Genomic DNA, 13,070 nt, shown 5'->3' on the forward strand with positions numbered 1-13,070 from the left:
AGGTTTCAGATGCAAGACGAGATTGGCGACATTCTGGGCAATGCGAAGGTGATCGCCGTGGTCGGCATGTCCCACAAGCCGGAGCGCCCCTCCTATGGAGTCGCGCAGTTCCTGCAGTCCAAGGGCTACCGCGTGATCCCGGTCAACCCCGGTCTTGCAGGGCAGGAATTACTGGGCGAGACGGTCTATGCCGATCTCGGCGCGATCCCCGACGAAATTGCTGTGGACATGGTCGACGTGTTTCGCCGTTCCGAGGCGGTGCCGGAGGTCGTAGACGAGGCCTTGGCGCATCTGCCGCATCTCAAGACGATCTGGATGCAGCTTGGCGTGTCCCATGACGCGGCGGCCGAGAAAGCCCGCGGGCAGGGCGTGAAGGTCGTGATGAACCGCTGCCCGAAGATCGACTATCCGCGCGTGATGGTGGGTTGAATAGGGGGCTCTGCCCCCTCGGCCTGTCGGCCTCACCCCCAGGATATTTTTCCAAGAGCGAAGGGGGGGCAGCGCCCCTTAACCCTTCACCGCTATGACTGCCTCCAGAATCGCATCGGCGATGTAATCCAGATCGGGCTGCTTGAGCCGCGCGGGCAGGCGGGTATCGCAGGCGCGCATCAGCATGGCGCGGGTCTTCGGCAGCTCCGGTACGTCACCGAGGAACTGCCAGTTCCAGAAGGCGCGCGCGTTGTCTTGGCTGAGACCGAAGACCTGCACGCTGACACCGCGGGCCTTGGCCTCCGATTGCAGCTTGCGGGCCTCGTCGTCGGACCAATCGCCTGCGAGGTTGAACTGCAGCGAATCCGGGGCGCGGGTTTCGGGGCCGAGCGGCGGCGGCACGTCGAGCCAGTCGCTCGTGTTAAGTCGCTCGGCGACATAGTCGTGGTTCGCGCGGCCATCGTTCACACGGCGCTCCACTTCCGCGATCTGCGGGCGGATGACGGCGGCGGAGAGGTTCTGCATCCGGCAGTTATAAAGCGGCAGCTTGTTTTGCCAGTGATGGAAGCTGTTCTGCAGGCCGGGATGCTTCTTCCAGTTATGCTCGTAGGCGCCCGACATGATCACCGCGCGGGCGGCGAGTTCCGGATCGTCGGTCAGCAGGATGCCGCCTTCGCCTGCGTTGATCAGCTTGTAGGACTGGAAGGAGAGGCAGCCGATCTTGCCGATCGTGCCGATCTTCTTGCCGTTCCAGAGCGTGCCGAGCGAATGTGCGGCGTCTTCGATTACCGGCACGTCCTTCTCGGCGGCCAGCTCCATGATCGCGTCCATGTCGGAGGTGTGGCCGCGCATATGCGAGATCATCACCGCGTCGATGCTGTCGTCGAATTTCGCGCGGAAATCGTCGAGGTCGATGCGGAAATTGGAGCCGACTTCGACCAAAACCGGGACGCAATCGGCATGGACGATGGCGGAGGGGACGGCGGCGAAGGTGAAGGCCGGGACCAGCACGCGTGCCCCGCGCGGCAGGTCGAGCGCCTTCATCGACAGGAACAGCGCCTGCGAGCACGACGACACGGCGACCGCATATTTCACCCCCATGAACTCGGCGAATTCGGCTTCCAGCTTGGCGACCGGCGCGTCCGCGGAGGTGTAGCGGAACAGGTCTCCGCTGGTCAGGAGACGTTCGATCTCGGCTCGGGCGGCCTCGGGGATGGCCTCGGCGTCGTAGCAATTCGGGGCGGTCTGTCCGTCACGCGGCATGGCAAGATATCCTGAAACTGACTTTCAGTTTTTCTTTACACGAATGCCGCTTTTTGCGCCAATGAAGAATTCATGACCAAATTTGAGGCGGCGGCGGCTTGCCTAGATCCCCAGCTTGTCGCGCATCGAGAACCACGTCATCGCGGCGACCAGAAGCGGGCTGCGCAGGAGCGAGCCGCCCGGGAAGCCCGGCACTTTCAGCCCGGCCATCAGGTCGAAGCGCTCGGCTTGGCCAGCCACCGCCTCGGCCATGATCTTGCCCGCCATCGTGCCCATCGCGACGCCATGGCCGGAAAACCCGCTGGCCGAGAGCGCGTTTTTCAAAGGCCGCGCGAAATAGGGCATCCGGGTGCGGGTGATCGCGAGCGTTCCGCCCCAAGCGTAGTCGATCTTCACATCCGCAAGGGAGGGGTAGACCTCCAGCATCGGCTTGCGCACGGTCTGCACGATGTCGGGGAACTTGTAGCCATAGCTCTCGCCGCCACCGAACAGCAGGCGGTTATCGTCAGAGAGCCGCCAGTAGTTCACCACGAATTTCGTGTCCGCGACGGCGATATTCTCGCGCAGCACTTCGGCGACGCGCGGCCCCAGCGGCTCTGTCGCGACGATGAAATTGTTGATCGGCATCACATGCGAGGCCACGCGCGGGGCGAGGTTTCCCAGATAGCCGTTGGCCGCGAAGATCAGGTGATCGGCGTCAATATGGCCGTGCTCGGTCTGCACGCGCACCGGCTCGCCGGGGCGGATGTGATGGACGAGCGAGCCCTCGTGGATCGTCACGCCCGCCTTCTCGCAGGCGAGCGCCAAGGCTTGGGCGAAGTTCAGCGGATGCAGGTGCCCCGCGCCGCGGTCGATATCGCCACCCAGATAGGCCTCCGAGGGCAGGATCGCGTGCAGCGCATCGCGCGAGAGCGGCTCCACCTGATCGTAGCCGTAATCGCGGGCCAGTTTCTCTGCCATGTGATGCGAATGCGCGACCTCGGATTGCGTCCGGCAGGCATGGGCGATGCCGGGATAGAAGGTGACCGGCATCTCGTGCCGCGCGATCAGGTCGCGGATCAGCGCCTTCGCGTCTTCGCCGATATCCCAGAGCCTGCGCGCCATCTCGGGGCCGTGGGTTTTCTCCAGATCGTCCTGCTCCAGCCGCTGGCCCGAGCCGACCTGTCCGCCATTGCGTCCCGACGCCCCGAAGCCCACGCGATGGGCCTCGAGCAGCCGCACCGAGTAACCCTTCTCCGCCAGATGCAGCGCCGCGGACAGGCCGGTGAAGCCGCCGCCCACGACGCAGACATCCGCCCGGTGGCGGCCCTTCAACTCGGGCCAGCGCCTGTCGGTCAGCGCGGTCGCTGCGTAATAGCTCGGCGCGTGCTCACCCTTGCGGTCATTGGCGAAGAGCAGGTTCATCGCATCACACGTTCATCAGCAGATGCTCGCGCTCCCAGGGCGAGATCACCTGCAGGAATTCCTTGTATTCGTTGCGCTTGACCGCCTCGTAGACGGCGCAGAATTCCGGCCCCAGCACGTCGCGGATCGGCGCGCTCTCCGAGAACAGATCGAGCGCATCGCCCAGGTTCACCGGCACGTCCTCCGCGGACATGTAGGCATCGCCCAAGCATTCGGGCTTCGGCATCTGCTTTTCCTTGAGGCCCAGATAGGCGCAGGCGAGCGAGGCGGCGAGCCCGAGATAGGGGTTGCAATCCATCCCCGCCAGACGGTTCTCGATCCGTCGCGCGGCGGGGCCGGAGATCGGCACCCGCAGGCCCGTCGTGCGGTTGTCGCGCCCCCATTCGAGATTTATGGGCGCTGCGAAATCCGGCACATAGCGGCGATAGCTGTTCACGTAAGGCGCCAGCAGCGCGATCACCGCGGGCAGGTGCGTCTGAAGCCCCGCGATGCAATGCAGAAAGGCTTCCGTCTCACCGCCATTCTCGTCGGAGAAGATGTTCTGGCCGGTCTTGGTGTCGATCACCGATTGGTGGATATGCATCGCCGAGCCCGGCTCGCCCTCGATCGGTTTCGCCATGAAAGTGGCGAAGCAATCCTGACGCAGGGCGGCCTCGCGGATCAGGCGCTTGAAGTAGAAAATCTGATCGGCCAGTTCGACCGGGTCGCCATGGGCGAGGTTGATCTCGATCTGCCCGGCGCCGCCCTCTTGCAAGATGCCGTCGATCTCGAAGCCCTGAAGTTCGGCGAAATCGTAGATGTCGTCGATGACCTTGCCGTATTCATCGACCGCCGACATCGAATAGGCCTGCTTGGCGGCCGCTCGACGACCCGAGCGTCCCATCGGCGGGATGATCGGCTGGTTCGGGTCGACGTTGCGCGCGACGAGGAAGAATTCCATCTCGGGGGCGACGACGGGCGTCCAGCCCTCGGCCTCATAGAGCGAGAGCACGCGTTTGAGGACGTTGCGCGGTGCGATCGGCACCGGATTGCCCTGCTGGTCCTCGACGTCGTGGATGATCTGCAAGGTCCAGTCCGCCGTCCACGGCGCGGCCGTCGCGGTCGAGAAATCGGGCGTCAGGATCATGTCCGGTTCGGTGAAAGCGCCCGAGGGGTTGTCCGTCCACTCGCCGGTGATCGTCTGCAGGAAGATCGAGTTCGGCAGGAAGAAGCGATCCTGAAACTTGAATTTAGACGCGGGCATCGCCTTGCCGCGCGCGACCCCTGCAATATCGGCGACAATGCACTCCACCTCGTCGAGACGCCGACCCTCGATGTAATCGCGTGCGGCCTGCGGAATACGGTCGGTCCAGTCCTTCATGTCGCTCATCGGTCAGCTTTCCGGGTGCGCGGGCACCCTTGTCTTGAGGAAGAAATCGGCGATGCGCTCGGCAATCCGGGACGCGCCGTTGGGCTGCCCGAGCCGCGTGCGGGCGGCCTGCATCAGGTCATCGGGCACGACACCGCGCCCGCGTGTGTCCATCAACCCTTCGACGAACGCGTCGGGAAATTCGGGGTGGGGCTGGACGGTAAAGATCGTGTCGCCATAGGCAAGCGCGGGGTAGGCGCAGAAATCATTGCCCGCGATCGGGGTCGCGCCCGGAGGCAGCTCGGTCACCTGATCCTGATGCCACGCGTTGAGCGCGATCACCTCGCCACCGAAATCGTAATCCTGCGGGCCCACGGCCCAGCCGCCGGAGAATTTCTCGACCTTGCCGCCAAGCGCCTGCGCGATGATCTGATGGCCGAAACAGATGCCCACCATCGGGACATTCTCGGCATGGGCGTCGCGAATGAACGCCTCAAGCGGCTTGATGAAAGGATGATCTTCATAGGCGCCGTGTCGCGAGCCGGTGATCAGCCAGCCGTCGCAGTCATGCACGCTTTCAGGGAAGTGCATATGCTCGACGTCGTAGCGCTGGAATTCGAGGCCGCGCCCGGCGAGCAGCGCTTCGAACATGTCAGGATAGTCGCCCGCCTTGTCGCGCAGAACGTCGGGGGATTGGCCGGTTTGGAGGATGCCGATACGCATGGGAGGTCCGCTCGTAAGCTCTTGTTGCCGAAGCGTAGTGCGGGCCGTGGGCGGCGACAAGGGGGGGCGCTGCCCCCGGCGCGTGCCGCGCCTCCCCCGGGATATTTCTGCCAAGAGGAAGATGCGTTTCGGCTTGGTTGAAATATCCCGGGGGGAGGGCGAAAGCCCGAGGGGGCAGAGCCCCCTCGCCCTTAAGTCTTGTTGCCCTAAGGCGACGGGGGGCAGAGCCCCCGTGCCGCGCTCAACGCGAGCGGACCATCCCCATGATCTCGAGCGTCTTGCCCAGGATCGGCTGCGCGATCTCGTCGGCCCGGTTCGCGCCGTCGCCGAGGATACTGTCGATCTCGGAGGGATCGTTCATCAGCCGGGTCATCTCGTCCGAGATCGGCGCAAGCTTTGCGACCGCCAGTTCCGCCAGGGCCGGTTTGAACTTGCCGAAGCCCTCGCCGCCATATTCGCCCAGCACCTGCGTCGGCGTCATGTCGGCCAGCGCGGCGTAGATGTTCACGAGGTTGCGCGCTTCGGCCCGGTCCTTGAGCCCGTCGAGATCCGAGGGCAGGGGCTCGGGGTCGGTCACGGCCTTGCGGATCTTCTTGGCGATCGTGTCGGCATCGTCGGTCAGGTTGATGCGGCTCGCATCCGACGGGTCGGATTTCGACATCTTCTTGGTGCCGTCGCGCAGGGACATGACGCGGGTGGCGGCGCCTTCGATCAGCGGCTCGGGGGCGGGGAAGAACTCGGTCTTGTAGTCATGGTTGAACTTGGCGGCGATGTCGCGGGTCAGCTCCACATGCTGCTTCTGATCCTCGCCCACCGGCACCATCGTCGCATGATACAGCAGAATATCGGCGGCCATCAGCGCGGGGTAGGCGTAGAGGCCGAGGCTGGCCTTCTCGGCATTCTTGCCTGCCTTGTCCTTGAACTGGGTCATCCGGTTCATCCAGCCCAGACGCGCGACGCAATTGAACGCCCAGGCCAGTTCGGCATGGGCCGAGACCTGGCTTTGGTTGAACAGGATCGATCGTTTCGGATCGACGCCCGAGGCGATGAAGGCGGCGGCGGCTTCGCGAGTGTTGCGGCGCAGCGCGTCGGGCTCCTGCCAGACCGTGATCGCGTGCAGGTCGACGAGGCAGTAGATCGTCTCAATCCCTTCGTCCTGCTTCTGGGCAAAGCGCTTGAGCGCGCCCAGGTAGTTGCCCAGCGTCAGCCCGCCAGAGGGCTGGATGCCGGAGAAGATCCGCGGTTTGAAATTGGCGTTGAGGGGTTGCGCTTGCTCGCTCATCTGATGCTCCTGATCTGCGGGGGGTGGAAGCCCGCCATTGAGGATCTCCCGGGGTGGAAATCCGCTCTCCGCTCGCTTATCGCTAAAGCGCAAAGGGCGCAACTGAGCCCGCGAGCAGGAGACCAATATGCGCGACGGCTATGACGAACACCCGATGAACCCGCTGCCGCCAGTGGTCTGGCTGTTGGCGCTGCCGATCATCGCGACGGAGCTGTTCTTCGCGATGGGCCAGTCGGGGCTGATCGGCGGGGCGCAAGCGGCGGGCTGGCGGCTCGACGCGCTGCAGAAATTCGCTTTCTCGCCGCAGGTGATGCGCGCAATGTTCGAAACCGGTCAATATCCGCCTGAGCAGATGATGCGCATTCTGACCTACCCGTTTGTGAATGCCTCGGTGACGCAGGCGATCTTCGTGCTCGTGTTCCTCTTGGCGCTGGGCAAGATGGTGGGCGAGATCTTCTCGGGGCTCGCCGTGGCGGTCGTGTTCTTCGGCGCGACAATCCTTGGCGCGCTGGTCTATGCGGCGCTGCCGTTTACGCAGATCGGGCTCTATGGCGGCTATCCGGGCGATTACGGGCTGATCGGGGCCTTCACGTGGATCTTGTGGACGCGGCTGGGGCAGGAGAATGCGAACCAGCTGCGGGCGTTCTCGTTGATCGGGGCGCTGATGGGCATTCAGCTGATCTTCGCGATGATCTTCGGCGCGCGGCCCGACTGGATCGCGGATATCGTCGGGTTCGTCGCGGGCTTCGTGTTGAGCTTCTTCGTGGCGCCCGGCGGGATGCAGCGGACGTTGCAGCGGCTGCGGCGGCGGTGAAGGCTTAGGGGCGCGCCCTCCCGTGGGGAGGGTCGGGCGCGGCCCGGGCTGGTCGCCCCGCGCCAAAGTAGCCCCTTACGCCCCGCCCGGACCGCGGCGCATCGCACCTTTCAGATCGGCCATGTGCATCGCGCCAATGGCGATAGCCGTGCCGAAATAGACGGCCATCCCGAACAGCACGAGCCCCAGCAGCGCCAGCGCGCGCAGGCCCGGCACGGCGAACGCGCCCGGCACTGCCCAGGTCACCGCCCAGATCGCAGCCCCCATCACCAGCGCCGCGATCACGATGCGGGGCAGGCGGCGGTAGAAACGGTGATCGAAGCTCGCGGCCTCTCCCATCGGACGCGCGCCCAGCCAAAGCTGCGCAACCATCGCCCAGGCGGCGAGCGTCGTACCCACCGCGGCGGCCAGATAGCCGATCACGAAAGACAGCCCGATCGCCAGCACCGCGTTCACCACCATCGCGACCAGCGCGTAGTTGAACGGCGTGCGGGTGTTCTCGCGCGCGAAATACAAAGGCTGCAGGACTTTCTGCAGCACGAAAGCAGGCAGGCCGAGCCCGTAGATCGCGGTGGCCCAGGCGGTGGCGATCGTGTCCTCGTGGGTGAACTGGCCGCGCTCGAACAGGACCGAGACGATGGGCTGGGCCGCCACCAGAAGCGCTACGGCGGGGCCGACGGTGAAGAGGAGCGCGAATTCGCCAGCGCGCGAGAAGGAATAGCGGCTGCCAGCCGTGTCACCGCCGCGCAAACGGCGCGACAGATCGGGCAGCAGCACCACGCCGATCGCGATGCCCACCACGCCCAGCGGCAATTGATAGAGCCGATCGGCATAGTTCAGCCACGCAATCGCGCCGTCGAAATGCGAGGCGACCTGACGGCCCACCAGCAGGTTGATTTGGACCACGCCACCCGCCAGCATCGCCGGGATCGCGATGCGGACAAGGCGTTTCATATCGGGCGACAGGCGCGGGCGCTTCGGGATGATCTTGAAACCCGCGCGCCATGCGGCGACCCAGACGAGCGCAAGTTGTGCCACGCCCGCGACCGGCACGGCCCAGGCCAGCGCATCGCCCACCGGCCAGCCCGCCTGATCGGCCATGAGCATCGCAATCACGAAGGTCACGTTCAGCAGCACGGGCGCTGCTGCAGCGGCAGCGAAATGCCCTGCGGCATTCAGCACGCCCGACAGAAGCGCGCTCAGCGAGATGAAGAGGATATAGGGAAAGGCAATCCGGCCATAACTCGTGGCGATCGTGAACCGCTCATCGCCCGCGAAACCCGAGGCCATCGCAAGCACCAGCCAGGGCATCGCCGCCGAGGCCACCAGCGTCAGCAAGATTAGCACCGAAGCCAATCCCCCCATCGCCTCGCGTGCGAAGCCCTGCGCGTTCTCTCCGCCCTCCAGCTTCTTCGAGAAGATCGGAATGAAGGCAGTGTTGAACGCGCCCTCCGCGAAGAAGCGGCGGAACAGGTTGGGCAGCGAGAAGGCCACGAGGAAGGCCTCGGCCACCGGACCCGCACCCAGGTAGGCCGCGATCATCATGTCGCGTGCGAACCCGAGGATGCGGCTCGCCATGGTCCAGCCGCCCACCGTGAGGAAGCCGCGCACCAGCCGGATTGGTTTCATATTAGTTGCCCGCCCGTTTCGCGCCCGACGCGATGGCGTCCATCAGCTTCTTCTCGAGCGCTTCCTGGCGGGGTTTGGAATGCAGTTTCAGGCCGAACATGTCTTTCACATAGAAGCTGTCCACGACCTGCGCGCCATAGGTGGCGATCACCGCCGAGGAGATCGAAATATTGTTCGACGCCAGCGCCCGGGTCAGGTCGTAGAGAAGGCCGGGCCGGTCGCGGGTATCGACTTCGATGATCGTGTAGATATCCGATCCTTCGTTGTCGATGGTGATATGGGTCGGGAACTTGAACTCGCGCTCACGCTTCTTGAGCTTGTCGCGATCCTTGAGCGCCTCGCGGGCGACGACCTCGCCTTTCAGCGTCTTCTCGATCATGCCGCGCAGGCGGGTCAGCTTCGAGGCCTCGTAGGGGTGGCCCTCGGCATCCTGCACCCAGAAGACGGCGGTCGCATAGCCGTCCTTCGAGGTATAGGTGCGCGCGTCGACCACATTCGCGCCGACCAGCGCCAGCGCGCCGGAGAGCCGCGAGAAGATGCCGGGGTGATCGGCCAGCGCGAAGCTCACACGGGTCGCGTCGTGATCGTCGTCGGGGTGCAGGTCGATGCGGATCTCGTCATCGCCCAGATCGCGCAGCAACCGCGCGAAGATCTCGTGATTGATGGTGGCGAGCGCCTGCCAATAGGGCGCGTAGTGCCGGGCCAGCTCGGCGCGGATCTGTGTCTTGTCCCAGTTGTCATCCGCCTCCAGAACCTCGCGCAACGCGCGTTTGGCTTCGTCGGTGCGCTGTTCGCGATTGACCGCTTCCAGCCCGTGCTCCAGCGCCATCGCGGTCTCGGAATGCAGCTTGCGCAGCAGGGTGGCTTTCCAGTTGTTCCAGACATTCGGGCCGACGCCGCGAATGTCGCAGACGGTCAGCACGGTCAGCAGGTCGAGCCGCTTGCGCGACTTCACGCGCTTGGCGAAATCGCGGATGGTGCGCGGGTCCGAGAGATCGCGTTTCTGCGCCACGTCGGACATCAGAAGGTGGTGGCGCACCAGCCATTCGACGGTCTCGGAATCCTCCTGGTTCAGCCCCAGCCGCGGCGCGACCTTGCGGGCGATCTTCGCACCGAGGATCGAGTGGTCCTCGGGCCGTCCCTTGCCGATGTCATGCACCAGCAGCGCGACATAGAGGACTTTGCGGTTGATGCCTTCTTCGAGGATGTGCGACGACAGCGGCAGATCCTCGACTAGTTCGCCGCGCTCGATCTGCGCCAGCGTCGAGACGACCTGAATTGTGTGCTCGTCCACCGTGTAGCTGTGATACATGTTGAACTGCATCATCGCGACGATCGGCTCGAATTCAGGGATGAAGGCGGCCAGCACGCCCAGCTCGTTCATCCGCCGCAGCGCGCGCTCCGGGTTGCCATGCTTGAGCAGCAGATCGAGGAAGATGCGCTGCGCCTCGCGGTTGTTGCGCACCTTGTCGTCGATCAGGTCGAGATTGGCCGAAACAAGCCGCATCGCGTCGGGGTGGATCAGCATCCCCGAGCGCAGCCCTTCTTCGAACAGCCGCAGCAGGTTCACCGGATCGGAGAGGAACGCCTTCTCGTCGGCGACATTTATGCGGCCGTTCTCTTCGGAGTAGGGCGCTTTCAGCTTGCGCCGACGGCGGAAAATCCGCTGCAGCATCGGCGCGCTTTTGACGTGCTGCGCTTCGAGCTTCGTCAGGAAGATGCGGGTCACGTCGCCCACGGCGGTCGCGTGGCGGAAGTAATCCTGCATGAAGACCTCGACCGCGCGGCGGCCCGCCAGATCGCGATAGCCCATGCGCTCGGCCACCTCGACCTGCATGTCGAAGGTCAGCTGATCCGAGGCGCGGCCCGAGATCAGATGCAGGTGGCAGCGCACCGCCCAGAGGTAGTTCTCGGCCTCGTGGAAGGTCTCGTATTCCTCGGGGGAGAAGGCGCCGATCTTCATCAATTCGCGGGCGCGACCCACGTGATGGATATATTTGCCGATCCAGTAGAGGGTCTGCAGGTCGCGCAACCCGCCCTTGCCCTCTTTGACATTGGGTTCGAGCACGTAGCGCTGCCCGCCCTGACGGCGGTGGCGTTGCGAGCGTTCCTCCAGCTTAGCCTCGATGAACTCCGCCTCGCTGCCCTCGAACAGATCGTGACGAAGGCGAAGCGACAGCGCCTCGGCCAGCTTCTCGTCGCCGCCCACGCAGCGATGTTCGAGAAGGGCAGTGCGGATCGTGATGTCTTCGCGCCCGAGCCGGATGCAGTCGTCGAGCGTGCGAGACGAATGCCCCACCTTCAGCTTCAGATCCCAAAGCATGTAGAGCATCGACTCGATGACGCTCTCGGCCCAGGGGGTCACCTTGTAGGGGGTGAGAAAGAGCAGATCGACATCGGAATGCGGTGCCATCTCGGCGCGACCGTAACCGCCCACGGCGAGCACCGCGAAACGCTCCGCCTCGGTACGGATGCCACTAGGGTGCAAACGCTGCGTCGCGATGCGCAGCACAGACCGGACGATGCCGTCGGTCATCTCGGCATAGGCTTCGACCGTGTCGCGCGCGGCGCGCGGATGGGTTTCGAAATCGGCCTCGATCGCGGCGGCGGCGGCGCGGCGCTCCTCGGAGAGGAAGGTCACCGTCGCGGCCCGGATGTCCTTCGGGTCGCGCATGTCAGAAGTCGCTGCGTCGAGCGCCTCGAACAAACGCTGTTGATTTAGAAGGAGGGGCGCCCCGGTCGATGCCGGGGCGGGGTCTGTCATGCTGGTCACTGCGCAGTCTTGTCCCTTGACGGGCCCTTTCGTTTGAAGGCGGTCCGGGTCAGAACCCGAAGCCGCCGAAGTTGCGCGGCGCCGGGTCGATCACGACCGCCTGGCCGTTGCGGACCTGCGCCACGGCGAGCGCCCGTTCGTTGGTGCCGTCGGGCAGGAAGCGGAAGACGCCGTTGACGCCCACGAAGCCCGAACGCTGGGTCAGGCCCTGCTTGGTCAGCGCGCTCGGATTGCCGGACTTCACCAGCGCGCCGATGGCCGCGATCCCGTCATAGGCGAGGCCTGCGATCGGGTGGGGAGCTTGGCCGTAAGCGGCGCTGTAGCGCGAGACGAACTGCTGTTGCAGCGCCGGATCGGGCTCGGCGAACCAGCCGCCCTGAGTGCCCGGCAGCGACAGCGTCGCCGGCGGAATATCCCAGCGGGTCAGGCCGATATATTGTGTCATCTGCGGGGTCACGCCTTGCTCGCCCATCAGCTGCGTGAGCAGCGGGAGCGCGCCTGCGGTATCGGCCGTCAGGAACAGCGCATCGACATCACCGGACTTCACGCGGCTTGCGATCTGCGGCGTCGCGTCGACCACGCCCTGCTGCGAGAACGGGTAGGAGGCCACGCCTGCAAGCGAAGCGCCCGACCGTGCGACCGCGGTCTGGATCGCCTGTGCGCCGATCTCGCCCGCAGTGGTCTGCTCATGCACGACCATGATCCGCTTCTTGCCCTGACGTGCGGCGAAGCTCACGAGGCGGTTGGCGGTGTTCTGGAAGGTCGGGCCGAGCACGAAGACGTTGCCGCCCGCGACGTTGGTGTTGTTCGAGAACGCAAGCACGTTGATGTTGCGCGAGGCGACCGCGAGACCTGCGGCATTCGCCGATTGCGCATAGACCGGGCCGAGGATGATCTTGGCGCCCTCGTCGGCGGCCCTGGTGGCCATCGCGGCCGCTTGCTGCGGATTGCCGGCGGTGTTGTAGACCTGCAGGTCGATCCGTGCGCCTTGCAGATCCTGAATCGCGAGATTTGCCGCATTCTGCAGCGCCCGCGCGAGCGTCTCATCGCCAGCGTTGCCGGACCCGGCCGGAACCAGAAGCGCCACCTTGACCGGTGCGCTGGTGTCGATCTTCTGACCGGAATTGCCCATCGGCCCCGGCTGACAGGCCGCAAGCCAGACCAGCGCGAGGAGGGCTGCGATTCGCGCGGCGAGGGCGCGGGGGTTACGAATGAGATTAAACATGATACGTCCTTTTGGGCGTTGGCGTCCGGTCCGGGCACTGAAGCAACGCCTGCGAACCGCGAGGAAATGACGCGGTTGAGACTACGCACAAGCAGGCGTGAAGTAAACGTTCCACACAAGTGATGAGGCGGGCGATGGGCGAGGGTGTTGTATCTGATGCAAGCGCGGAAAATAAGGGAA

At 64.9% G+C, this 13,070-nt stretch carries 10 protein-coding genes; 2 read left to right on the forward strand and 8 right to left on the reverse strand.

Going from position 1 to position 13,070, the window contains the following annotated elements; genetic code table 11:
* Nucleotides 1–9: 9 nt before the first annotated feature.
* On the forward strand, nt 10–429 hold the full coding sequence (locus F8R15_RS04040; protein ID WP_152843665.1) for a CoA-binding protein: 420 nt from the start codon (nt 10–12) through the stop codon (nt 427–429).
* Nucleotides 430–507: 78 nt separating this feature from the next.
* Here F8R15_RS04040 and F8R15_RS04045 read toward each other — a convergent pair whose 3' ends face one another.
* The 5 genes from F8R15_RS04045 to trpS form a co-directional block, all read right to left on the reverse strand.
* Complete coding sequence (locus F8R15_RS04045) at nt 508–1,692, reverse strand: DegT/DnrJ/EryC1/StrS aminotransferase family protein (RefSeq protein ID WP_152843666.1); 1,185 nt, start codon at nt 1,690–1,692, stop codon at nt 508–510.
* Between the two features lie 102 nt (nt 1,693–1,794).
* Nucleotides 1,795–3,096: an FAD-binding oxidoreductase gene (locus F8R15_RS04050; protein WP_152843667.1), complete on the reverse strand. Its 1,302-nt coding sequence runs from the start codon at nt 3,094–3,096 to the stop codon at nt 1,795–1,797.
* Nucleotides 3,097–3,100: 4 nt separating this feature from the next.
* On the reverse strand, nt 3,101–4,456 hold the full coding sequence (locus tag F8R15_RS04055; RefSeq protein WP_152843859.1) for a glutamine synthetase family protein: 1,356 nt from the start codon (nt 4,454–4,456) through the stop codon (nt 3,101–3,103).
* A 12-nt stretch (nt 4,457–4,468) separates the two neighbouring features.
* A complete protein-coding gene (locus tag F8R15_RS04060) occupies nt 4,469–5,167 on the reverse strand; it encodes a type 1 glutamine amidotransferase (RefSeq protein WP_152843668.1) in 699 nt (232 codons plus the stop codon).
* A 241-nt stretch (nt 5,168–5,408) separates the two neighbouring features.
* Nucleotides 5,409–6,449: a tryptophan--tRNA ligase gene (gene trpS / locus F8R15_RS04065; protein ID WP_152843669.1), complete on the reverse strand. Its 1,041-nt coding sequence runs from the start codon at nt 6,447–6,449 to the stop codon at nt 5,409–5,411.
* A gap of 127 nt (nt 6,450–6,576) precedes the next feature.
* Between trpS and F8R15_RS04070 the strand changes: the two genes are divergently transcribed.
* Nucleotides 6,577–7,263, forward strand: coding sequence for a rhomboid family intramembrane serine protease (locus F8R15_RS04070; RefSeq protein WP_078569921.1), 687 nt, complete (start codon nt 6,577–6,579; stop codon nt 7,261–7,263).
* 75 nt (nt 7,264–7,338) lie between these two features.
* Here the strand turns inward: F8R15_RS04070 and murJ are convergent, their stop codons facing one another.
* Genes murJ through F8R15_RS04085 form a run of 3 tightly spaced genes read right to left on the reverse strand, consistent with a single transcriptional unit; the run spans nt 7,339 to nt 12,890 of the window.
* Nucleotides 7,339–8,892: a murein biosynthesis integral membrane protein MurJ gene (gene murJ / locus F8R15_RS04075; RefSeq protein WP_152843670.1), complete on the reverse strand. Its 1,554-nt coding sequence runs from the start codon at nt 8,890–8,892 to the stop codon at nt 7,339–7,341.
* 1 nt (nt 8,893) lies between these two features.
* Complete coding sequence (locus tag F8R15_RS04080; protein ID WP_152843671.1) at nt 8,894–11,656, reverse strand: [protein-PII] uridylyltransferase; 2,763 nt, start codon at nt 11,654–11,656, stop codon at nt 8,894–8,896.
* 58 nt (nt 11,657–11,714) lie between these two features.
* Nucleotides 11,715–12,890: a penicillin-binding protein activator gene (locus tag F8R15_RS04085; protein WP_152843672.1), complete on the reverse strand. Its 1,176-nt coding sequence runs from the start codon at nt 12,888–12,890 to the stop codon at nt 11,715–11,717.
* Nucleotides 12,891–13,070 lie beyond the last annotated feature (180 nt).

The sequence above is a fragment of the Thioclava sp. JE_KL1 genome, from assembly GCF_009296265.1.
Classification (GTDB): Bacteria; Pseudomonadota; Alphaproteobacteria; order Rhodobacterales; family Rhodobacteraceae; genus Thioclava.